Raw genomic sequence first — 20988 nt, forward strand, 5'->3', positions numbered from 1 at the left:
ACCTTCCTTTCCCGAAATCACTCAATTGTCATTAATTAAAATTCATCGGTTTAAGAATACGATATTCTTCGTAGTAGGATGAGTTTGCCGCATGATCGTTGCATTCGGCAGCGCCAAAAAGGTGGCGATTCCATACAACGCTTAAGGAGTAGATTCATGCAAGTTTCAAAAACGAAGACAACTCCACAAAGTAAATTTGCCGCGACTGTCGCTTTCTGTCTCGGAACGATCTGCTCTGCGCCGTTGCATGCAGCATCTTGGTCAACCCAACTATGGATTCCAAAAATCGTAGCGACCGGCTCATCAGCTCTCGGGCTAGACGGGATCCATAATGTAGTTCATCAGCAGCAGCTAGTTCTGTTTAAACCATGGGCCACTGGAGTCTCGTGCGGGGGCGCAGCAGTACCTGTAACTTTGACTTGGTACGACGATAATGGGAACGTTGTCGGATCATCGGGAACGGAATCGGTTGTCCCCTGCGGTAGAACCATCATTCCCGCTGTTGATCAGAAATATTCTGCCCCAGAGGGTTCGCATCTTAGGCTTTCTGCCTCAAGCGCTATTGTCGCAACCTGGACGCTGGCTCCACAATATGAATGGCAAGTGCCTATATTGCTAGCGCAAGGAGGGCTCGATGGAGTAAATCCCTACGTGAGATGGGTATTTTCCGACGTTAGCTATTTAAACAACTCAGCGTCCGGCGGGACATCCAATGGGTCAACACCCCCATACGCCAATACTTATAGCTTTAGCTCAGTACAAATCGTCAATCCGCAATCATTCGCCGTGACAGTAGATGTCGTGCTAGCGCCTGACTCAGGAGCAACAAACGATACCGCCTACACAATCCCAGCGCATGGCGCAAAGAGTATCCGCCTAGATTCGACGTTGCCTTCATTCACTGGGCAAGTAATCGTTCAAGCACAAGGCAGCAACAAGATTCTGGTGTGGGGTACTTGGTTCCAGTACCCAGCAACCAATAGCGCGCCCCCGCCCGCCTTGCGTCAGCTCGATCCAATCGCGTTCAATCCGTAGGTTTTGTCTAATCATAGCCCTCACGCCTGCATGGCGTGAGGGAGCTAATGCCCGCAGGGGCGACGAAATAGAACCCCGCTCGGCCCGCAGTTTCTCCCTGGAACTGTGGGCCGAATTAGTTCGGAGCCACGCTTGTAAAGCGAATCGCCGAGACGACTTGGAGTATGCTAGCGCTCCACGCGGCAGCCACCGCTTCACTCAAGCGTTAGGTATTACATGATGCGCCTTGCTCGAATATTCGGAACGATTGCACTCACCTTTGCAGTCGCAGCTCATGCCGATTCAAACATCTCGAAGATTGATCTGGCAAGGAAGCTTGTCAAACTCCTTCAACTAACCGATATGTTCAACGACGATCTAAGCGCGTGTAAACGAGCTCATGATCCGCAAGTTGCCGCACTAAGTGCGTACAAATCGAACCCCCAAAGTTTTGAAGGGCTAACGCCAAGCTCATCGTATTGGCGCAAGGTTGTAGCTGTGTACGATAGCTTCCAACAGAGATCTTGCCGCTATACGACCAGCGAAGCTATTTCTGAAGATTTTGCAAAGCAATTCGCCGAGAAGGCAACAGAAGAGGACATGCGCGCTTCTATCAAATTTTATTCGTCACTCGCGGGACAAAGACTTCAAAGCGCGACGCGTGAAGCAAATAAAGAGCTTCAAGCGCACTTGAATGAACTTACGCGACAGTCATATGATACTGCTCAGGAGCTGTATCAAAAAGAGATGCGTGAAGTCCTTATCGAATTCCATCGCCATCAAAAAGAAAATGACAATACCTAACTATTCGCTCAGACGAGCCGCCAGGTGTGAGTGCGGTAGCGTGTCAGCCCTCGCGGCAACGGCTGCTTAGCTCAGACGTTAGGTGCCCATGCAGTGCATAAGGTTTCTACTCGTCGCTTTGCTTTTTGTTGTTACCTCTGCGCAGGGCAACGAGAAGATTGCTTACGAACTGTACAAGGTCCAAGAAGGAAAGCGCTTTGCGCTTGCGAGCGGCCAAAGAATCTATGATCCTGCCAAAGATTTTGTTGTGCACCTAGAGGAGAAAGATTCAAAGCCCTATGGAACAAGAAAGCAAATAGAGATTGCCAATGGCTATTCGGTCGGCATCCTAGACAAGCTAGACAGAGATGTGACCGGGTTTGGCTTGTGGGTGGGACATCTTCCAGAGGGTTCGAACCCAAACAGATTTAGCTGGGAATGGTTCAGCCGTGCCGCTCCCGGACAGTTCAAGAAATTGCTGGGCGGTGGAAAAATACACGTAACATTTTCGGGCATGCCTTATACCCAAGAGATAAGTAGAATTGAGTTTCTAGATACCATCGAGCTTGAGTATATCGAGGATATTTGCTGCAAATCTAAAGGTGACGGGCCAACGCACGTACTAGTCATAGAAGCTGGCAGTGTTCTCGCATTCCCGACAGGCGGCGCCTAACTATTCGGTCAGGCGCCCCCCATGCCAGTCTGCGCTAGACTGACGTGCATCGCGGCAGAAGTCGCTTAGTTTTGCCATTACGCACGCCTCGCATCGCTACATTCGCAGTCTTTGGCCTAGTCTCATGACAGTCTTTCGCGGCTAGCACGCTAGCTTTATCGCGGGAAGAGGCTTTAGCAATTGCAGAGAGAGAGAAAGCGCAACGAATCGACCTAAAGCGCTATGAACTTTCTAAATTTCCGCAAGAGTTAAGTACTGATCGGAACGAATAGATGTTTTACTATCAGAGCACTCGCCCCCTATACCGCCCGGGTGCTTCTTCTGGATTTCCGTAAATCGCATTACAGGAGTTGCCAAGTACTTTCCAGACGAATAGGCAGCATGCTTGACTATTCTCTCAAGCAAACGGCTGCGACGGGGTGCGGAATCCTGGGCCTAATGACATCCAGAAGGATTGGCTTCCCCGTTTCGACTACACAGCAGGATAGTGGACTATGAATTCCCCATGGTTGACGTTCGGTGTTGCTCTGACGGTCGCGCTCGCTATTTACTACTTTCTCGGCTGGCTCAATTTGAGCAGTTGGGTGTACGGGCTGCTCGGCGCCAGTCTCTTCATCGCATCATTTTTCGCCATTGACTATTTTCACCCTTGGCATGCGGTATCTCCGTGGCCACGTTCCATCAATGCGTTTCTAGTTGGCTTGGCGGGTGGTGAGATATCTCGCGCCTTTCGTGGCAGTTCTCGGAATGCTCCAGCGTAGTCATCTGCCCAAGCAGCTCACAGCGTCAATTTGAGTCGTCCTGAGATTCCACCCAGCATCGTCTGTCAACTCAAAACCTAAGCATCAGCACGATGAATTCACAAGTTCAGAACGCCAAGGCAGTCAAGCGAACCGTCCTCTGGTACATCAAATGGGCCTTCGCATCGTATGCTGCTGCGCTTGCCCTATTCTTAGTGATTTTCGTTGCTTCCCTACCATTTGTCGGCACTTCGTTTGCTGATGCTGTTTTTGAGCACCGTGCTATCTTCGCTCTCATCTTCGTTGCCGTCGCACCAATTACGTTCCGATTTCTTAAATGAAGAGTTCGCTACACGCAACACCCAAGCGAACGACAAGGATGCTTAGCTTTGCCGGTACACTCAAACATATTGCGGTATGCTGACATCTCCGGTTACGACCACTTAACTCAAGCGTTGGACGTTACTTATGGGCAAGACATCTGCTATCGCAAATGTTCTTATCGTCTTCTCGCCGATCATCGCAGCTCTACCCATCCTCGCGTTCTCGCCGTTCCATTCGGGTCTCAGCTTCGTGCTCACTACCCTCATAATGGCTTGCGGATTTATTGCTTTTGCCATTGCTAAGCTCACGCAATTCAGGTCCGGCCGCTGGTTCTCGTTTGGTTATCGTTGCATGCCGCAGTGGGCACGCTACTCATATGTCGGCGGCTTGGTGGCGGTCGCGTTTGGCGCAGTCGGTTCTCTCTCCACAGTATGGCTGAGGTAACTCCTAGCCATCCGCTCTAGCGACCGCTGCAAGTGCGATTGCGGTAGCGTGGTGGCCGTCACGGCGGCCGCTCAGCTCAGACGTTAGCTCAAATGAGAAAGATCGTACTTATCCTGAACTGGACATGCCTCGCGATCTGTCTGCTCGTTCTCGGACCTTGCTGTGCATTAAGCCGCACCGGGGGCTTTCTAACGCTTCTTCCATTCGGCACAGCCTTGGCGGCTTTTCATCTCCAACCACGTCAATGGTTCGTTGTGCTGGCCATCTTGGCAAACACTATCTGGGCAGTCGCTGGGCTGGCGTATTGTCTAATACTGCTGGTTTGGCGAGGCCAGATTGCACCAATGCCATTGGGGTTCTCTTTGACTATGGTTTTCGTGTCGCTTTTATGCTCTCTAAATATTGTCCTGCTTGTACGGCAGTCACATCCTTTCGCTTCTCTATAGAGCTAACTATTGGCTCAAGCAGACTGCCTGTATCGACCCGCAGATCTAATTGATCAGCGCATCGTCGTTCGAGAGCGCGCCGCAATGCTTGGTCAGCTTGCGCCGGCTGAAGTTGGCCAGCAGGCTGGACAAAAGTTCTTCGGGTACTTCGTGCTTGCGGGCAGTCATCATGTCTTCGGGTCCAGTGGCAGTTTCCTGCCGTGCCCCGCTAACAAAAAATCTAGGACGCACCCGAATCAGCGCTCGGTACGAGACGGTTCTTCATTGAGGAATACAAAGCCGCGTCCCCGCACCGCGCGCAGCGGCAGCGTTTTCCCGAGGTGAGTGGACACCTTGCGACGCAAGCGGTGGATCAGCATTTCAAGACGATGTTGATCGGCATCTTCCGCCGCCGTCACGAGGAGGGCAATCAACTCGTCGTAAGCCACGAGCTTGCCATTCGCCTCGAACAGCCGCGCAAGCAAACGCCGCTCCGCCGCATTGAGCGCCATACTGCGCCCGTCTGGCTCATGCAGGCGCCAGCCTTCGCCAGCCAGGCTCCAGCGCATGCTTGTGTCACCCTCTTTCGCTGATTCTTGCATGCGCCGCACGAGGCCGTGCAACGTGCCGGTAAGCGCAACGACGCCGACGATCGCCTTTTCGCGTAGCGTGTGCGCGATGGCGAAACCATCGACCTTCGGCGAATGGGCACCAAGCACAATCAGGTCGAAAGACGCCGCCTCCGTGGCTTGAAGCAATTCTTCGGCCGTTTCGAATCCCCTTGTATCGAAACCGAATTGGCGCAATTGCGGGATCAGGATGTCCTCGCGCAGTTCGGCATCGTCTTCCAGCACGGCCACCTTGAACTTCACAATGGAGGATTGCCTGTCGTTGCCTTGCGCATCGATCATTTCAGACGAACGACCACCGCGACCTGGTGCCTCGGCAAAGAAATGAATCCCTGACTCATCGAACATGGTTTTCTTTGTTTCATGCCTAGTTGCTTCTGCATATCGCAGAAGCGTGACGAATCCGGGCATGGTTCACGCCGAATCTCAGTGCGCTCTTGCGTTCGCCCGCCGAGAGAAGGGTTTCTTCGTTACGATTCGCCCCAAACTTACCGAGCTTCGACGCCAATCGGGTTTCGATTTGGAACTCTCATGATGGAAACCCTGGATTCAAACAATGAGATCGTTCTTGATCGATTGCGGGAAACATTGGATGACTCCATACCCGAGCCGTATTACAGCCTGGCCTCGATGATGACGAAGGCGGATCGCAATCCCAACCTTTTTAGCTATGCTCGAGAGCAAATTCGGCGCACGAAGCGTCCTGAGCACGAAGGGGGCAGGATGTAGCGATCGAGCTTGAAGCAGCGACGGGCGCGGCACCAGCTACCGCCTTCTGGGTCGTGCAGCTCTCACGCCTCAGGCTCGTCGGCCTCAGTTCGAAGCCACGCAACCAAGAAGGATGCATACGTTCCATCGCACATGCGCACAGTTCCGGACAGCATCAAGCGCAACAACTGGTCTACGAAAGGGAACGTCAATCCCTGTACCGGGAAGGCTGGGACTAAGCCAGTGAGGAAGCCGTAGAGGTATTCGCCGGATGGAAACGAAAAGCCCAGCGGGGCTTAGTGGTCCGGGGCCACTTGCCACACACCGGACGAGACCTTGATGAGGTAGGTTGACGCTGCTTACCGGCTACCCGCGTCTTCGGGGTTCATGCGCAAAACGCGGCCGGCAACTTCGTTCACTTCCCGCGAACCATGCTCCGGCCCTGAGTTGTCGTTCGCGCGCGTAGCGGATAGCGGAATTGCTCAAGTAATCCGTGGTGCATGCCGTCGCCATATAAATCAAGGATCGTTGCATTTTCGCTCGCGGCCCTCTTTTCTTACATCAGCCCACGCACGCCCGGCCGATCGCATTGCGCCGCCCCATATGCCCATCCAGACCAGCAATGGGGAAAACGTGGCCTGGCGAGAAAACGACTCCGGCCTTTCGTCCAGCAATCCGGTCGGCGGGTATTCGTCGGCACCTGGCGCGTAGTAGGTACCGAACCATTTGTCGACAAACGGAAAGAATGTCGCGAAGTTCTTCGATCGGTGCTGCGGGAATATGGAATGGTGGATACGATGCCACTGCGGCCCGGAAATGAAACTGGTAAGCGGCCCGAAACTCATGCGCAGGTTCGCATGGTTGACGAAACCCCAGACGCGAAACATAAGCACGCCCACAAATGCCGGCGGATTCAGCGAACCCAGAACGAACAACATCGGCGCGTGAAGAATCAGATTGAGGAGATAGGCGAGGAGATGTTGCCGCCCCTGCGTCGTCGCGTTCAATGCCGTATCGCTGTGATGAAACTTGTGCGTCTCCCACAAGAACGGTGAAGCATGCTGCCAGCGATGTATCCAATAGTGCCAAACATCCCAAATTAATGCGTAGACGAGAGTCAGCAGGACCGTGCGAGGCAGTTCTTGCGAAGGCATACGTAGGCGCGCGACGAAGCCATCGTCGGCAACACGAACGATGTAGTTGTAAGCCGGATTGAAAATCGACAACGCAAAGAAAACCAGCGGCAGCGCGAGAACCAGATAGACGCAATTTTCTGCCCGGTTTCGCCAAGTCGGACGAATCGAGGTTGGCCGCAGATATTCGAGAAAGAGAAAGACGCCAGTCAGCGGGATAATCCACGCCAACTCCGTCAGGTACACATACACCCCTGAGCTCATCCCGTACGCCCCCGTGAACGGTAGCTAAGTGTACCCTGTCCGGCCACCGGGTCCGAGTTGGAGAATATGTGTTCGCTTGTTCATCGGGCTATGAACAGGCCATCGAAGCCGCGGCACGAGTACCTCTCCCGACTCGACCCAAGCCGGGCCTTCCAGCGTCAAGCATCGCTGCCCGATTACCGAATCTCTGCAAGAATTCTCGATTTGGACCGGGATCCCCAAGCCGGGTCGATACTACATAACCCGACAGCCATTGATTTACCGATAACTGAAGAGACGCGATTAGATCGCGGCAGCAATAGCGCCTTTGTTTGCGATGCAATCGAGCATGCAGCAACCGATCGTTGCGCAAGATAATAAAGAACCCAAGGAAGGTCCGTCGATATGACGGACCTTCCGTGCTCAAGTCAGAAGAACTGAGCAGTACGCACTAACCGAAATTAAGAAGTAGCGCAGGTAGCATAGAAATAGTAAGTGCCTGTCCGATTTGCGGTGACCCAGAAAGTCCACTTATTGTCCAGCGTCCCGGTGGGATTGCCCGGCTGAGAGATCAAGACGACAAGAGACGGGACCAGTACGGAACCGACGGTTTCAGTCGTCACGCCATAATATCCACCACCTAACGCGGACGTACCGGCGGGACAAGAAACGATCACATTCTGGGGGGACTGTCCCGCTTGTAGTTGCGCACTTGTCATGGTGCCCGAGTAAGTAGCGCAGAAAGCGGGAATTGGTGCGGCAGCAGCGATTGCAAGGCAGGACGCGAGAATCGAACGAGCCAACATCATATAGACCTCCTCATATTTAGGGATACCTCGCATATTTTGCGAGGCCCGTAGAGGCTAGGTCAGAATTGTTCGACGCCTAATGGAGAAAATAGGAAATTCACGTAGGAAGTTTCCTACCCTGGATTACAGCGAACACTCATCACGCATGCGATGATGGTGCTCAACATTACGGCAGCACCAGGCCGGTCTATCGGTGATCGATGACTAGACTCTGTTCGGTCAGCCGTATGCCAACTGTTCGTCAAAAAAGTATAGCCTCCTTAAGCTTTCGGAGGACGGACGCGTACTACGGAACACTATTACCCGAAGATGCAGGGCCAGCCGATCCAGAAGTCTCCAGGGCTCCGAACTTGTACAGCCTTTTCTCTTCCCGGATGCGCCCATATGTGTACAAGCGATAGCTCAATTCTCTACCTTTTTCGGAGCACTCAATGGAACTTGGCATGATCGGTCTGGGCCGCATGGGCGCGAATATGGCGCAGCGGCTGGTGAACGGGGGACATCGCGTGGTCGGCTTCGACTTCAGTGCCGAGAGCCGCACGCGCGCGGCGCAGAATGGGATCGAGCCCGCCGCCTCGCTCGCCGATCTGGTTGCCGCGCTGAAACCGCCGCGCGCGCTCTGGCTCATGGTGCCGGCCGGCAAGCCGGTCGACGATACGATCGACAACCTGCTTCCACTGCTCGCGCCGGGCGATGTCCTTATCGACGGTGGCAATTCGATGTACAAGGACTCCCAGCGCCGCGCGCAACGGCTGATCGAACACAAGATCCACTACGTCGACAGCGGTACGAGCGGTGGCGTCTGGGGTCTCAAGGAAGGCTACAGCTTGATGATCGGTGGCGATACGGATGTGGTCGAAAGACTTTCGCCGATTTTTTCCACGCTCGCGCCGGCGCCGGATCGCGGCTGGGGTCGGGTCGGCCCGGTCGGCGCGGGGCACTTCACCAAGATGATCCACAACGGGATCGAGTACGGCATGATGCAGGCGTATGCCGAGGGATTTTCGATCTTGGAACACAAGAAGGAATTCGCCCTCGACCTCGCCCAGATCGGCGAGATCTGGCGCCACGGCAGCGTCGTACGTTCATGGCTGCTCGATCTCACCGCCGACGCGCTGACCAAGAACCCGACGATGCAGGGCATCGCGCCTTATGTGGCCGATTCCGGCGAAGGCCGCTGGACCCTCGCCGAGGCGATCGAGCTTGGCGTGTCGACGCCGGTGATCGCGCAATCGCTGCTCGAGCGCCTGCGTTCGCGCGACAAGGATTCTTTTTCCGACAAGCTGCTCGCCGCGATGCGCAACCAGTTCGGCGGACACGAAATCAAGAAGGAATAAAGCTGCCCTTCGCCATCCGGCAGAACGGCGCTGCGCAGGCAGGCGACACCGACTATCCGTACAACGTCAGTTCTGCTGGTCGCCGGTAATCGCGCTCGCCAAACGGCTCTTGCTGGTCTGCAACTGGCGCGGATTGAGTACGGCGAAAGCGGCCTTGGTCGCGGTCGAAAATTTGTCCGTCGCTTCGGACAAGGCACGTTGGTTGTCGGCCAGATCCTGCGCATAGATCTGCGCGTCGATCGCCGTGCCTGCCTGTACCACGGGCAGGCGCGAACGGTTGAGTTCGACACAGTCGCGCAGCGCGTCTTCCATCGCCGACCAAGGGCCGATCTGGGTGGACGTCAACAGCAGGTCGGCGCGCAGCTTGCGCATCTCGTCGAGCATTGCACGCATCGGATTCGGCGTATGCGCCGCAGTGGCATCCGGATTCTTCTGCGTGGAATCGGCCGGACGATTGCCATGGTTACCGTGCCCGCCGCCATGACCGCCCATGCCTCCGCCCTGCATCTGCGCCGAACCGGACAGCGGCCAAGCCATCGTCGCCGCGATCAGCAGGGCGAGAAGAAAATGCCCTATCGCGCCGCCGCGCTGTGAACGCATCGCCGCGGGCATGGCGTCCTCGCCGGACTCGAACACCGCGCCGCCAAAAGACATTGCAGCCATCGGCTGCGCCTCTGAGCGATAAACGATCGGTGCGAAATTGCCGAGCTGGCGGCACCAGGAGTCGGCGTCATCCGCCATCGAAATTTGGGTCATCATGCGCCGCTTCCTCGAATGGCCGCGAGTCTGAGAACGAATCGTGCAGAAAATGTGGAATGCCGCCCGCTGCACGACGCGCGTTCAGCGTGCGGACATGCGGCAACGATGTGGTCCTGCCGGCGCGCAATCGCAACCCTGCCCGGCAGAACACAGTGTTCGCTATACCAGTTCAATCGGCGTCAAAGTCAGTTCGATGCGCCGGTCGCGCCGGATCACCGTCAAGCGCACGGAACGGCCGATGCTCGCCTCGTCGAGCTGGCGATGCAGCGCGTCGATACCGTGCACTGCGTCACCATCGAACGCCACGACGATGTCACCCGCTTCGATCCCCGCACGTGCTGCGGGGCCGCTCTTGGCGATCTCCATCACGCGCACGGCGCCGCTTTGCTCCAGACTGAAGTAGCGTACGTAGCGCTGCGGCAGGTGCATATTTTGCGCCGCGACGCCGATTGAACCGCGGCGCACGCGTCCATGACGCATCAACTGCTGCACGACCGCGGCGACCGAATCGATCGACGTCGCAAAGCAAATATTCTGCGCGCCGGCGATGATCGCCGTATTGACGCCGATCACGCGCCCGTGCGCGTCGAGCAGCGGACCGCCTGAATTGCCCGGATTGAGCGCCGCGTCGGTCTGGATCACATCATCGATCTGCCGCCCGGTCGTCGCGCGCAGGCTGCGTCCGAGCGCGCTGACCACGCCCGAAGTCACCGTGCAATCGAAACCGAGCGGATTGCCGATCGCGACGACGAGCTGGCCGACACGCAATTCACGCGTCGAGCCGAGCGCAATATGCGCGTGCCGCTCCTGTCCGCTTACGCGCAGCAGGGCGATGTCGGTATGCATGTCCTCACCGATCAGGTCGGCGGCGAAGCGCCGACCCGCGACCGTCGTCACCTCGATGCGTTTGGCACAGTGCACGACATGCGAATTGGTCAGGATCAAACCATCGGGAGTGAAGAAGAATCCCGAACCCTGGCCGCCGCGGACCGATTTGCCGTGCTCGTCGACGCGTTCGGGAATCACGATCGAGACCACCGCCGCAGCGGCCGCTTCGACGACACCGGTAACGATGCTCGAATACGCGTCGAGCGCCTGCGCTTCGGCATCCGCGGGCCGGCCGGAGGGCGACTCATAAGCCTGCCCCTGCGGCTCGCTCGGGTCGAGGACGAAAGTCGGGGAAATATCCATCGACACGACGTAGCGGCGGCCCGCTAAATTTCAAGCCACCGAGCCGTCACGGTCGGTCCGGCACGATCACGCCCTACTTCAAATCTTTGCGGAACACCGCCTGCGCCTTGATTCGCTCGTAGCCTTCGCGCTCGTAAAAGCGGTGCGCGCGCTCGCGCACGACGTTACTGCGCACACGCATCGTGGCGAAGCCTTCGCTGCGCGCCCACATTTCGGCCGCTTTCAACAGTACGGCACCGACCCCAGCGCCGCGCACAGCATCGTCGACGACCAGGCCGGCCAGTTCGGCAAACGGCGCGTCTTCCAACTGTAGGCGTGGAACAACATGCGTCCAACCGACGACTTGTTCATCTGCGATGTGTTCAGCGACGAAGACTTCTCCCACGCGAGCCGCACGCACGCGCGCATAGCGCGCGCCCATCTCCGCAGCATCGACCGGATAGCCGAGCTGCGCAGCGAGTCTCGCCAAAATGGAAACATCGCCATCACTTGCGACACGTATCGCAAATTTAGAATTCTTCATCACAAAAAAATTCAAGCAACTCCTAGCGGATGTTGTTTGGTGTCGATATTCCTTCAATCGCGATCCGACAAAAAACGGCGCAGCATGCGCCATCCGGCAACGCCTCCCACCACGAGCGGCGTGAACAACGCGGCTAGAACGATAAAGATGAAGGTCGCAATCGATGCGCTTTCAATAAGCACCGCTAGCGGAAAACCAAAATTCGACTGTCCGACGCGGCAGTCATATACGCCCATATCCAGATCGGCTACGCATCCAGGCCAAATTGCGACGACACATCGCGCGAGCAATGCACAAGCAAGCGGCAGCCCTATCGACAGAGCTGCCGCCTTAGACAACCGATCGAGCATTCGATCAGACATACGACGAATAACGCGTACGCTGGTCAGTCGCAGCAGCCATCCCCGCCTTTGACCGTATGCGCATGCGTCGCGGCCACGCCGCGCGTCAGGCCGGCGACGCTGGCCGCGTGATGATCGGCGATGACTTTGGCCACGCACATCGACACGCGCTTGCCGGTCGGGATGTGGATGAATTCGTTCGGACCGTGCGCGTTCGAGTGCGGACCGAGCACACCGGTGATGAGGAACTGCGCACCGGGGAATTTCTCGCCGAGCATGCCCATGAACGGAATCGAGCCGCCCTCGCCCATGTACGCCGGCGGCGGGCCGAAGAATTCCTTCGATGCGGCATCGACGGACTGTTCCAGCCATGGCGCGAGCGCTGGCGCATTCCAACCGCTGCCGGCCTTCTCGAGGTCAAAGGTCACCTTAGCGCCGTACGGCGGATCTTTTTCCAGCAGTGTCTTCAGTTCCTGACCCGCCTTCACCGCGTCGAGCGTCGGCGGCACGCGCAGGGACAGTTTCACCGCCGTGAACGGCCGCAGCACGTTGCCGGCCGAGTCGAGCGCAGGAATGCCGCCGACGCCGGTCACCGACAGCGCGGGGCGCCAGGTACGGTTGAGCACGAGTTCGCCGAGGTCGTCGCTCATCGGCTGCATGCCGGCGACGAACGGGAATTTCGAATACACCGCGTCGCCGAGCACCTTGGCGGCGTCCTTGGCCTGGGCCGCACGCTGCGCGGGGATCTCGACATGGAATTCGTCCACGACCTTGCCGCTGTCCTGGTCTTCGAGCCGCGACAGGACTTTGCGCAGGATGCGGAAGCTCGACGCGACCACGCCCGAGGCGTCGCCCGAATGCACGCCCTCTTCGAGCACACGCACGGTGAGGTTGCCGCCAGTCAGGCCGCGCAGCGAGGTCGTCAGCCAGAGCTGGTCGTAGTTGCCGCAGCCCGAGTCGAGGCAGACGATCAGCGACGGTTTGCCGATGCGCGCGGCGAGATGGTCGACGTAGTACGGCAGGTCATAACTGCCCGACTCTTCGCAGGCTTCGATCAGGACGACGCAGCGCGCATGCGCGACCTTCTGCGCCTTGAGCGCGAGAATCGCCGCGAGCGAACCGAAGATCGCATAGCCGTCGTCGGCGCCGCCGCGACCATAGAGCTTGTCGCCTTCGATGACCGGTTTCCACGGGCCGAGATGCTCGGCCCAGCCGGTCATCTCGGGCTGCTTGTCGAGATGGCCGTAGAGCAGCACGCAGTCGTCGCCGCTCTTCGCGTCGGCCGACGCGGGCACATCGATGTAAATCAGCGGCGTGCGGCCTTCGAGGCGCACGACTTCGACCGTCATGCCTTCGATCGCCTGCGCCTTGGCCCAGCCCGACAACTGCGCGACCGCCTGGTCCATGAACCCGTGCGCGGCCCAGTCCTTGTCGAACATCGGCGACTTGTTCGGAATCTTGATGTACTCGACGAGTTGCGGAACGATTTCTTTGTCCCACAAACCGGAGATGTTGTCGCGCGCTAAGCTGGTGTCCATGGTTCGGAATCTCGTAGTGGAAAAGCCGCAAGAGTTTACCAGCATCAGAAAAAACGTCGGCCGATCAAGGCCTTCATAATTCTTCATTCGCGCTTCCGGCACTTCATTCGCGCCGCGCGCCCAATCGGCGCTCCTTTCCACGGAATGTCCCATGCCGTACCTGCGCCGTTTCGCCCGCTGCCATATCGCCGTCGCGATCTTCTTCCTCGCCCAGTCCATGCCAGTCGCGGCCGACTATCGGCCGCCCGAGCGCCTCGACGACGGCTGGCCGAGCGCCGACGCCGGCAAGCTCGGCTGGAACACGGCCAAGTTCGGTGAAATCGAAACGCGCGTCGGCGACAAGACCTGGAAAGGCATCACCAGCGTCGTCGTCGCCCAGCGCGGCGAACTCGTCTACGAGCGCTATTTCAACGGCACGACGCGCGACACGCTCAACGACATGCGCTCGGCGACCAAGACCCTGACCGCCATGCTCGCCGGCGCGGCGATCGATCGCGGCCTGATCGGCGACGCGCAGGCCAAGGTCTACCCGTATTTCCGCGACCTGCCGTCGCTGCGCAATGCCGATCCGCGCAAGGACGCATTCACTCTCGAAGACCTGCTGACGATGAGTTCGCTATGGGAGTGCGACGACGACAATCAGTTCTCGACCGGCAACGAAGAGCGCATGTACGTCACGGAAAACTGGCTGCGCTTCACTCTCGAACTGCCAATCAAGGGCTTCGCGCCATGGATGACCAAGCCGGCCGACAGCCCTTATGGTCGGGCGTTCTCCTACTGCACGGCCGGTGCGTTCACCGCCGGCGCACTGGTCGAACGCGCCGTATACAAGCATCTCGATGCGTTCGCCGCCGAGGTGTTCGAAAAGCCGCTCGGCATCGCCAAATCGCACTGGAACTTCTCGCCCGACGGCATCGCGATGGGCGGCGGCGGTGCACGCTATGCCAGCCGTGACATCGCCAAGATCGGCCAGACCCTCGCCGACGGCGGACGCTGGCGCGGCAAGCAAATCCTCTCCAAACGCTGGGTCGAGGCGATGCTGACGCCGCACGCGAGAGCGCGCGACGACGCCGAGTACGGTTATCTGATCTGGCGTTTCCACTTCATGCGCGACGGCAAGGATCAGCCGGCCTGGGCGATGAGCGGCAACGGCGGCAACTACGTGTTCATCCTGCCCGATCTGCAACTCGTCGCCGTCGTCACCAGCAACGCCTACAACCAGCGCAATTCGCATGCGCAGTCGCAGGAGTTGTTCCGCGACTTCATCCTGGCGGCGCTGCCGCCTTCGCGCTGAGCAGATCGGGAGGAAACCAGGCCGCCCCGAGCGCCTTCGCGCGCTCGCCGGCGACCGCACGGCCGATCGCATCGACGACCTCCGCGAAGCCGGGTTCGCCGGCGAGCGGACGGAACAGCGGCGAGGTCTGCAGCCAGGCCTGATCGCGGAAACCGGCAGCGACCGCGCGGCGCAAGGCATCGATCGCCGCGGCGTGGTCGCCGCCGCGCAGCAGGGCGACTTCGAGCCAGTCGTCCGGCGCGCCTTGGCCGGCTTCGCCCGCGCGTGCCGTGGCGCGCGCTGCGAGTGCCGCAGTGTCGGCCGGCGTGGCGTAGAGATCGACCAGACTCTTAGGCAAGCTCTGATGAGGACGCAGCGCGGCGGCCTTGGCAAACCCCTCAACGGCACCCGCGCGGTCGCCGCGCAGCAGGGCCAGCTCGCCGGCGAGCAGGAACAACTGCGGATGCTGCGGGCGTTTCAGCGCCTCGGTCAGCGCGGCTTCGGCCTCGGCGTAGCGCCCCTGCACGAACAGGAATCGCGGCCACGCCACGTTGCCGAACACGTTGTCCGGATAGAGGCGGAAAATCTTCGCGTAGCGCTGCTCGGCCGCCGCGGCGAAGCCGAGCAGTTCGAGATTGCGCGCGATCTGCAAATCGAGAAAGCGCAGATTCGCCCCGGAGCGCTCGACCGCGAGATTGTTCTCCAGTGCCTCGGCGAGCCGCCCCTTGATTGCGTAGAGATTGGCCACTGAGGCGCGGCTGTCCGCACGCCCCACCGGATCGAGCGCGACCGCGCGCTCGTACTCACCGATCGCGGCATCGATCTCGCCGCGGCAGTCGTAGACATAGGCCAGCGCATTGTGTGCCGCGCTGTCGTCCGGATTGCGCGCGATCACAGTCTGCGCAAGTGCCTGCGCGCGCTCGACCGAGTCGGGCGCGCCGTTGTACAGGCACATGCGCGCGCTGAGCGCGCGGCTCAGTCCGACACTCGCCGCAGCGTTGTTCGGATCTGTACGCAACACGTCTTCGTACAAGGCAATCGCGCGCTCGTTGTTTTCCTTCTGGCCGATGCCGGCGTAGTAGCGCGCGCGCTCCAGCGGCTCGTCGCGCGGCGGCGTGCGCAGAGGCGCGGGCGCATAGATCGACCATCCTGCCAACGCAGCCACTACGGCGGCCGTCACAGCCACAACCGGAATCCAGGGCAGGGACTTGCGCTTTGCCTGCGCGGTCGCAACGGAGTCGGCATCGATCGGCTGCGGCACGCCGCACAACTGATAGCCGCGGCCGCGCACGGAACGAATGTAGCGCGGGTTACGGCCGTCGTCGCCGAGCGCCTGGCGCAGCAACTTGACGCGCTGGGTCACGGTTTCTTCGTTGACCACGGCCGGCGCCCAGACGCGCTCGATCAATTCGTCGAAACCGACCACGCGATCGCCCTGATCGACCAGGTAGCGCAACAGGTCGTAGCTCAATCCGCCGACGTCGAGCGGTGTCCCGTCGCGGTTGACGCGGCGGCCGGCGAAATCGATTTCGAGATCGGCAAGGCGGCAGCCTCGGAGAGTCGGCATGGATCGGAAGACGCAAGCGGGAAGGCCGCATCATAGCCTCCCGCGCGGCCCGTTTCGGCCTGCACCGGGCGGCAAGCCGGAAAGACGGGGCACCGATCGCGCTGAAGCCAATCGCTGCGGCGGCCCGGCTGCGGGTGTGCGCGGCGTGCGAGTAATGCCAAAATGCGCGCATCCCCACGAGGCAAAGCATGCAAACCACCCCGACTCATCCCGCCAAGCCGGCCGCGCCGGCGGCCGCGGCGAAGCCCGACGACGACAAAGCGCTACCGCTGCGCATCAACGGCCGCGCCTACAGTTTCGACGGCGACGAGCTGATGCCGCTGCTCTGGTACCTGCGCGACGTGCTGCGCCTGACCGGCACCAAGTTCGGCTGCGGCGTCGGCGCCTGCGGCGCCTGCACCGTACTCGTCGACGGCAAGGCGCAGCGTGCCTGCGTGACGCCGATGAAGACCCTCGCCAAGCGCGAAGTGACGACGATCGAAGGCCTCGCCAACGGCGAACTGCATCCGCTGCAGCAAGCCTGGATCGAGATCGACGTGCCGCAGTGCGGCTACTGCCAGGCCGGCCAGATCATGGCCGCGGCCGATCTGCTCAAGCGCAATCCGAATCCGAACGACGAGGAAATCGGCAAGATTTCCAATCTGTGCCGCTGCGGTACCTATCCGCGCATCCGCAAGGCGATCAAGCGCGCCGCGGAAATCACCAAGGAGCATGCGGCGCGCGAGGGCGGCAAGTCATGAAGGGCGATCGCACTCTCGCCAGCCCGTCGCGGCGCCGCTTTCTGGTTGCCGGCGCCACCGTCTCGGGCGCGCTGATCGTCGGCTGGCGCGCGGCACAGGCACAGACGCAGCAGGCGCTGCCCTATCTCGGCGCGCGCATCGAGCCGCAGTTGCTCGGCGTGTTCGTGCGCATCGAAAAGAACGGCGACGTCATCATCGGTGCGCGCGGCTGCGAGATCGGCCAGGGCGTGAAGACATCCCTGCCGATGCTGATCGCCGAAGAACTCGATGTCGACTGGAACCGTGTGCGCGTCGAGCAGTTGCCCTACGGCTACATCGACACCGACAAGGGCCCGGGGGACAAATACGGCGAACAGGGCGCCGGCGGCAGCACGAGCATTCCAATCGCATGGAAGGATCTGCGCCAGGCCGGCGCGGCGGCGCGCTGGCTGCTGCTCGTCGCCGCATCGGCCAAGCTCAATATCCCTGCCGGACAACTGCACACCGAATCGGGCAGCGTGATCGCGCCCGACGGCACCAAACTCGGCTACGGCGAATTGGTCGACGCGGCGTCGAAGCTCGACCCTCCAACCGAACCGCGTACGCTCAAAGATCCGGCCGCTTACAAGATCATCGGCAAGCCGACGCCGACGGTCGATGCGCGCGAGATCGTCACCGGCCAGACCGAGTTTGGCATCGACGCCTACCGCGCCGACGTGCTGATCGCCGTCGTCGCGCGCTGCCCGTGGATCGACGGCGAAATCGTCAGCGTCGATGACGCCGAGACGCGCAAGGTCGCCGGCGTCAAAGACGTGCTGCGCATCGCCGGAACCAAGCCCGGCGAATCGTTCGACGGTGCGCTCGTCGATGGCGTCGCCGTGCTCGCGACGAGCACGTGGGCGGCACTCAAAGGCCGCGAGAAACTCAAGATCGAATGGAAGCCCGGCCCGTTCGCCGACGAATCGAGCGACGGCCTGCGCAAGCGCGCCGACGAACTGCTCAGGCCCGCCAACGCCGGCAACGCCGTGCCGGTGCGCCGCGACGGCGACGTCGACAAGGCGCGCAAGGCCGCGCGCAAGACCATCGAGGCGCGCTACACCGTGCCCTTTCTCGCCCACGCGACGATGGAGCCGCCGGCTGCGCTGATCCACGTGACCAAAGACAAGGTCCTGCTGATCGCCTCGCTGCAGGAGCCCGAGGGTGCCTCCGAAGTCATCAACGCGATCACCGGCGTGCCGCGCAGCAAGATCGAAATCCGCATGACCCGCGCGGGCGGCGGTTTCGGCCGGCGCTTGAAGAACGACTACATCGCCGAAGCCGCGCTGATCGCCAAGCAGACCGACAAGCCGGTCAAGTTGCTGTGGACGCGCGACGACGACCTGCGCCACGACTTCTATCGCCCGTACTGCATGTTCCAGATGGCGGCGAGCCTCGACCGCAAGAATGAGGTCACCGCCTGGTCGATGCACTGCGCGGCGACACCGCGCAACCACCGCGACAAGCGCATGAAGGACCGACCGCTGTGGGCGTCGACGCTGGTCCCCGATGACTTCCCGGCCGGACTGATCGCGAATTTCGACCTTTCCCTGCTGGCGCTCGATTCGGGCCAGCCGCGCGGCTGGTGGCGCGCGCCGGCACACAATGCGACCGCATTCGCCGTGCAGAGCTTCATCGACGAAATCGCCGTCGCGCTCAAACAGGACCCGCTCGCTCTGCGCCTGAAACTGCTCGGCGAACCGCGGCAACTGCCGTACAAAGGCCACGGCGGCCCGAGCTTCGACACCGGACGCATGGCCGCCGTGTTCAACGCCGCGGCCGCCAAGATCAATTGGGGACGCAAGCTCGACCGCGATCGCGGCCTCGGCATCGCCGGCAACTTCACCTTCGGCGGCTATGCGGCGCACGCACTCGAAGTCTCGGCGATCGACGGCAATGTCGTCGTACACCGTGCGGTCTGCGCGATCGACGTCGGCCGCGTGGTCAATCCGCTCGGTCTCGAAGCACAGACGATCGGCGGCACGATCGACGGCTTGTCCACCGCGCTGAACCTCGCGATCACCCTGAAAGACGGAAAAGTACAACAATCCAATTTTGGCGATTATCCACTTTTGCGCATGGGGCAGGCGCCGGTCGACGTCGAAGTAGTCATCATCGATTCGGACAAGGAGCCCGCAGGCGCCGGCGAAATGGCGTTGCCCAGCGCCCTGCCCGCGCTGACCAACGCGCTCTACGCGGCGACGCAGATCCGCCTGCGCGAATTGCCGATCGGCGACCAGTTGCGCAAGATTCTTTAGGAAGGTTCTGAGCTATCGGGTTCTGGTGTCTATTCGTCATCCCTGCGGCTCTCAGCAACCGAAGGGCCGCTCGAGCTGGAATCCAGCTTTTATACAAACTGGGTGAAGAGCTGCATCCCAGCTTGCGCTGGGATGACGAGGTCCGATGAAATCAAAATTATCTTGAGATTCCTCCGCAGCGCGTTCCGCTGCGCTACTGCACAACCGGGCGCGCAGCGAGCGTGCGTTCGGCCCAGTCGAGGCAACGCTCGGCGGTGCGCGCCGCCTCGCGGCCCAGCAACGGGCCGACGTGACTTGCATCGGGCACGACGAATAATTCGCCGCTGCAGAAATGCGCCAATGCCCGGCTTGTTTCCACGGGCACGTCGGCGTCGACCTCGCCAGCGATGACGAGCACGGGACAACTCGGTGCGTCCAGGCGCATTGCATGCGCCTCGCGCAGCACCGCACCCGACTCGTCGCGCCAGCGGCGAAACGCAAGCAGACGCGCGGCATCGTCGGTGTCAGGCATTGCGCGCAAGGTCGATGACAGCGAGCGAGCGCTGCCCCACGGCACGATCTCGGCATAGTCGCGGCATGCAGGCCGCGGCTCGACATTCGACGGCGCGAGCGAATTGACGAGCACGAGCGCGGCTGCCTCGACGTTGCGCGCGACGGCGAGCGCGAGCAGCCCGCCGAGGCTCGCGCCAATCAGCAGGTCACAGTGAACATCTGCGTCGTCGCGCAGCCAGTCTTCGACCTGTTGCGCGTAATCGTGCAGATGCGTGTCGGCAAGACCTTTCTGCACAGGCAGCAGATCGCGCGCCACACTGCGCCAACCGTGCGCGGCAAACACGCGCTGCCAGATCGCCCACTCCCAACCACCACCGCCGGCGCCATGCACGAACACGGCGCGAGGTTTCACTTTTTCATAACGACTGCGCATGCCGCATTATCGGGCAAACGCCCAAGCGTATTAAGCCGAGGTTGTTTTCGCGCGCGTATGGTCGAAGTGTCGGCAGAATTCATACCGACATCGCGGATCGGAAACCGAGCTCGCCTCTCGATGCAGAGGCACCGCGATCAGCGATCCAGTCCCGGATCGCGCCGCCGCAGGTGTTTCTTCCTTCGGCGTTCCGTGAAGGCCGACGGCCTTCGTTCTCGCCAACGAGAAGGAGCATCCCATGAGATTCCGTTCCCCCGCTTTCCTGGCTTTTTCCACGGCCCTCGCGCTCGCCTTCGCCGGTGCCGCGGCGCTCGCGGCGCCGCCGGCCGAACCGGCCGATCCCACTCAGCCGTCCACGCCGATGCAGCAGCGCAGCGGCCAGATCGATTCACCGGCCAGCGTGCAGGCGCGCTTCGAAGCGCTAGACCTGAACCATGACGGCTACATCGACAAGACCGAAGCTTCTGCGAACAAGACCTTGACCTCGCAGTTCGACAAGCTCGATCTCAATCACGACGGCAAGCTCTCTCCGGCCGAGTTCGCCAAGGCTCAGGGTTTGGCATCGCCGACCGGCTCGAACGCGGATCACCCATAAC

21 protein-coding genes are annotated in these 20988 nt (G+C 60.3%); 11 read left to right on the top strand and 10 right to left on the bottom strand.

Going from position 1 to position 20988, the window contains the following annotated elements; all coding sequences use genetic code 11:
* The first annotated feature begins 1251 nt into the window (after positions 1–1251).
* The 5 genes from FFS30_RS10690 (at position 1252) to FFS30_RS10710 (ending at position 3978) form a co-directional block, all read left to right on the top strand.
* Positions 1252–1818, top strand: coding sequence for a DUF2059 domain-containing protein (locus FFS30_RS10690; RefSeq protein WP_137913114.1), 567 nt, complete (start codon positions 1252–1254; stop codon positions 1816–1818).
* Positions 1819–1936: 118 nt separating this feature from the next.
* A complete protein-coding gene (locus tag FFS30_RS10695; protein ID WP_137913115.1) occupies positions 1937–2470 on the top strand; it encodes a hypothetical protein in 534 nt (177 codons plus the stop codon).
* Positions 2471–2964: 494 nt separating this feature from the next.
* Positions 2965–3231, top strand: a complete 267-nt coding sequence (locus FFS30_RS10700; RefSeq protein ID WP_137913116.1) for a hypothetical protein — start codon at positions 2965–2967, stop codon at positions 3229–3231.
* 92 nt (positions 3232–3323) lie between these two features.
* Positions 3324–3551 carry a hypothetical protein gene (locus FFS30_RS10705; RefSeq protein WP_137913117.1) on the top strand — a complete coding sequence of 76 codons (228 nt, stop codon included), beginning with the start codon at positions 3324–3326 and terminating at the stop codon, positions 3549–3551.
* A gap of 127 nt (positions 3552–3678) precedes the next feature.
* Positions 3679–3978 carry a hypothetical protein gene (locus FFS30_RS10710; RefSeq protein WP_137913118.1) on the top strand — a complete coding sequence of 100 codons (300 nt, stop codon included), beginning with the start codon at positions 3679–3681 and terminating at the stop codon, positions 3976–3978.
* A gap of 491 nt (positions 3979–4469) precedes the next feature.
* Here the strand turns inward: FFS30_RS10710 and FFS30_RS24430 are convergent, their stop codons facing one another.
* Both FFS30_RS24430 and FFS30_RS10715 read right to left on the bottom strand, forming a co-directional pair.
* Positions 4470–4595 carry a hypothetical protein gene (locus tag FFS30_RS24430; RefSeq protein ID WP_283235203.1) on the bottom strand — a complete coding sequence of 42 codons (126 nt, stop codon included), beginning with the start codon at positions 4593–4595 and terminating at the stop codon, positions 4470–4472.
* A gap of 65 nt (positions 4596–4660) precedes the next feature.
* On the bottom strand, positions 4661–5443 hold the full coding sequence (locus FFS30_RS10715) for a winged helix-turn-helix domain-containing protein (RefSeq protein ID WP_137913119.1): 783 nt from the start codon (positions 5441–5443) through the stop codon (positions 4661–4663).
* A 120-nt stretch (positions 5444–5563) separates the two neighbouring features.
* Between FFS30_RS10715 and FFS30_RS10720 the strand changes: the two genes are divergently transcribed.
* Positions 5564–5761, top strand: a complete 198-nt coding sequence (locus FFS30_RS10720) for a hypothetical protein (protein ID WP_137913120.1) — start codon at positions 5564–5566, stop codon at positions 5759–5761.
* 497 nt (positions 5762–6258) lie between these two features.
* Here FFS30_RS10720 and FFS30_RS10730 read toward each other — a convergent pair whose 3' ends face one another.
* Positions 6259–7125, bottom strand: coding sequence for a sterol desaturase family protein (locus tag FFS30_RS10730; protein ID WP_171014562.1), 867 nt, complete (start codon positions 7123–7125; stop codon positions 6259–6261).
* Between the two features lie 1231 nt (positions 7126–8356).
* Here FFS30_RS10730 and gnd point away from each other — a divergent pair.
* On the top strand, positions 8357–9262 hold the full coding sequence (gene gnd / locus FFS30_RS10735; protein ID WP_137913123.1) for a phosphogluconate dehydrogenase (NAD(+)-dependent, decarboxylating): 906 nt from the start codon (positions 8357–8359) through the stop codon (positions 9260–9262).
* A 66-nt stretch (positions 9263–9328) separates the two neighbouring features.
* On the opposite strand, the gene FFS30_RS10740 is transcribed toward gnd, so the two are convergent.
* The 5 genes from FFS30_RS10740 to FFS30_RS10760 form a co-directional block, all read right to left on the bottom strand.
* Complete coding sequence (locus FFS30_RS10740) at positions 9329–10021, bottom strand: hypothetical protein (protein WP_137913124.1); 693 nt, start codon at positions 10019–10021, stop codon at positions 9329–9331.
* Between the two features lie 159 nt (positions 10022–10180).
* Entirely contained in the window at positions 10181–11212 is a 1032-nt protein-coding gene (locus tag FFS30_RS10745) for a trypsin-like peptidase domain-containing protein (protein ID WP_137913125.1), read from the bottom strand.
* Between the two features lie 73 nt (positions 11213–11285).
* Entirely contained in the window at positions 11286–11828 is a 543-nt protein-coding gene (locus tag FFS30_RS10750; protein ID WP_137913126.1) for a GNAT family N-acetyltransferase, read from the bottom strand.
* A complete protein-coding gene (locus FFS30_RS10755; protein WP_212742454.1) occupies positions 11789–12097 on the bottom strand; it encodes a hypothetical protein in 309 nt (102 codons plus the stop codon). The genes FFS30_RS10750 and FFS30_RS10755 overlap by 40 nt, the downstream gene beginning before the upstream one ends.
* Before the next feature lie 23 nt (positions 12098–12120).
* On the bottom strand, positions 12121–13614 hold the full coding sequence (locus FFS30_RS10760) for a M20 family metallopeptidase (RefSeq protein WP_137913128.1): 1494 nt from the start codon (positions 13612–13614) through the stop codon (positions 12121–12123).
* A gap of 151 nt (positions 13615–13765) precedes the next feature.
* Here FFS30_RS10760 and FFS30_RS10765 point away from each other — a divergent pair, with 151 nt between their 5' ends.
* Positions 13766–14908 carry a serine hydrolase gene (locus FFS30_RS10765; protein WP_249352381.1) on the top strand — a complete coding sequence of 381 codons (1143 nt, stop codon included), beginning with the start codon at positions 13766–13768 and terminating at the stop codon, positions 14906–14908.
* Here FFS30_RS10765 and FFS30_RS10770 read toward each other — a convergent pair.
* Positions 14877–16454 carry a winged helix-turn-helix domain-containing protein gene (locus tag FFS30_RS10770; RefSeq protein ID WP_137913129.1) on the bottom strand — a complete coding sequence of 526 codons (1578 nt, stop codon included), beginning with the start codon at positions 16452–16454 and terminating at the stop codon, positions 14877–14879. The genes FFS30_RS10765 and FFS30_RS10770 overlap by 32 nt on opposite strands.
* A 188-nt stretch (positions 16455–16642) precedes the next feature.
* On the opposite strand from FFS30_RS10770, the gene FFS30_RS10775 reads away from it, so the two are divergent.
* Together FFS30_RS10775 and FFS30_RS10780 are read left to right on the top strand one after the other, a co-directional pair.
* Positions 16643–17194, top strand: a complete 552-nt coding sequence (locus FFS30_RS10775; protein ID WP_137913130.1) for a (2Fe-2S)-binding protein — start codon at positions 16643–16645, stop codon at positions 17192–17194.
* Positions 17191–19467 carry a molybdopterin cofactor-binding domain-containing protein gene (locus FFS30_RS10780; protein ID WP_137913131.1) on the top strand — a complete coding sequence of 759 codons (2277 nt, stop codon included), beginning with the start codon at positions 17191–17193 and terminating at the stop codon, positions 19465–19467. Before FFS30_RS10775 ends, FFS30_RS10780 begins: the two co-directional genes overlap by 4 nt.
* Positions 19468–19660: 193 nt before the next feature.
* Here FFS30_RS10780 and FFS30_RS10785 read toward each other — a convergent pair whose 3' ends face one another.
* On the bottom strand, positions 19661–20392 hold the full coding sequence (locus FFS30_RS10785; RefSeq protein WP_137913132.1) for an alpha/beta fold hydrolase: 732 nt from the start codon (positions 20390–20392) through the stop codon (positions 19661–19663).
* A gap of 238 nt (positions 20393–20630) precedes the next feature.
* On the opposite strand from FFS30_RS10785, the gene FFS30_RS10790 reads away from it, so the two are divergent.
* Positions 20631–20987 carry an EF-hand domain-containing protein gene (locus tag FFS30_RS10790; RefSeq protein WP_137913133.1) on the top strand — a complete coding sequence of 119 codons (357 nt, stop codon included), beginning with the start codon at positions 20631–20633 and terminating at the stop codon, positions 20985–20987.
* Position 20988: the final 1 nt, after the last annotated feature.

The organism is Rudaea sp. 3F27F6 (genome assembly GCF_005503555.1).
GTDB lineage: Bacteria > Pseudomonadota > Gammaproteobacteria > Xanthomonadales > Rhodanobacteraceae > Rudaea.

Bases quoted from the DNA above. Each gene is read 5' to 3' on its own strand.
- FFS30_RS10690 (WP_137913114.1), top strand. From the start codon at position 1,252: ATGATGCGCCTTGCTCGAATATTCGGAACGATTGCACTCACCTTTGCA.
- FFS30_RS10700 (WP_137913116.1), top strand. From the start codon at position 2,965: ATGAATTCCCCATGGTTGACGTTCGGTGTTGCTCTGACGGTCGCGCTC.
- FFS30_RS10705 (WP_137913117.1), top strand. From the start codon at position 3,324: ATGAATTCACAAGTTCAGAACGCCAAGGCAGTCAAGCGAACCGTCCTC.
- FFS30_RS10710 (WP_137913118.1), top strand. From the start codon at position 3,679: ATGGGCAAGACATCTGCTATCGCAAATGTTCTTATCGTCTTCTCGCCG.
- FFS30_RS24430 (WP_283235203.1), bottom strand. From the start codon at position 4,595: ATGATGACTGCCCGCAAGCACGAAGTACCCGAAGAACTTTTGTCCAGC.
- FFS30_RS10715 (WP_137913119.1), bottom strand. From the start codon at position 5,443: ATGCCCGGATTCGTCACGCTTCTGCGATATGCAGAAGCAACTAGGCAT.
- FFS30_RS10720 (WP_137913120.1), top strand. From the start codon at position 5,564: ATGATGGAAACCCTGGATTCAAACAATGAGATCGTTCTTGATCGATTG.
- gnd (WP_137913123.1), top strand. From the start codon at position 8,357: ATGGAACTTGGCATGATCGGTCTGGGCCGCATGGGCGCGAATATGGCG.
- FFS30_RS10740 (WP_137913124.1), bottom strand. From the start codon at position 10,021: ATGATGACCCAAATTTCGATGGCGGATGACGCCGACTCCTGGTGCCGC.
- FFS30_RS10745 (WP_137913125.1), bottom strand. From the start codon at position 11,212: ATGGATATTTCCCCGACTTTCGTCCTCGACCCGAGCGAGCCGCAGGGG.
- FFS30_RS10750 (WP_137913126.1), bottom strand. From the start codon at position 11,828: ATGGCGCATGCTGCGCCGTTTTTTGTCGGATCGCGATTGAAGGAATAT.
- FFS30_RS10755 (WP_212742454.1), bottom strand. From the start codon at position 12,097: ATGTCTGATCGAATGCTCGATCGGTTGTCTAAGGCGGCAGCTCTGTCG.
- FFS30_RS10760 (WP_137913128.1), bottom strand. From the start codon at position 13,614: ATGGACACCAGCTTAGCGCGCGACAACATCTCCGGTTTGTGGGACAAA.
- FFS30_RS10765 (WP_249352381.1), top strand. From the start codon at position 13,766: ATGCCGTACCTGCGCCGTTTCGCCCGCTGCCATATCGCCGTCGCGATC.
- FFS30_RS10770 (WP_137913129.1), bottom strand. From the start codon at position 16,454: ATGCCGACTCTCCGAGGCTGCCGCCTTGCCGATCTCGAAATCGATTTC.
- FFS30_RS10775 (WP_137913130.1), top strand. From the start codon at position 16,643: ATGCAAACCACCCCGACTCATCCCGCCAAGCCGGCCGCGCCGGCGGCC.
- FFS30_RS10780 (WP_137913131.1), top strand. From the start codon at position 17,191: ATGAAGGGCGATCGCACTCTCGCCAGCCCGTCGCGGCGCCGCTTTCTG.
- FFS30_RS10785 (WP_137913132.1), bottom strand. From the start codon at position 20,392: ATGCGCAGTCGTTATGAAAAAGTGAAACCTCGCGCCGTGTTCGTGCAT.
- FFS30_RS10790 (WP_137913133.1), top strand. From the start codon at position 20,631: ATGAGATTCCGTTCCCCCGCTTTCCTGGCTTTTTCCACGGCCCTCGCG.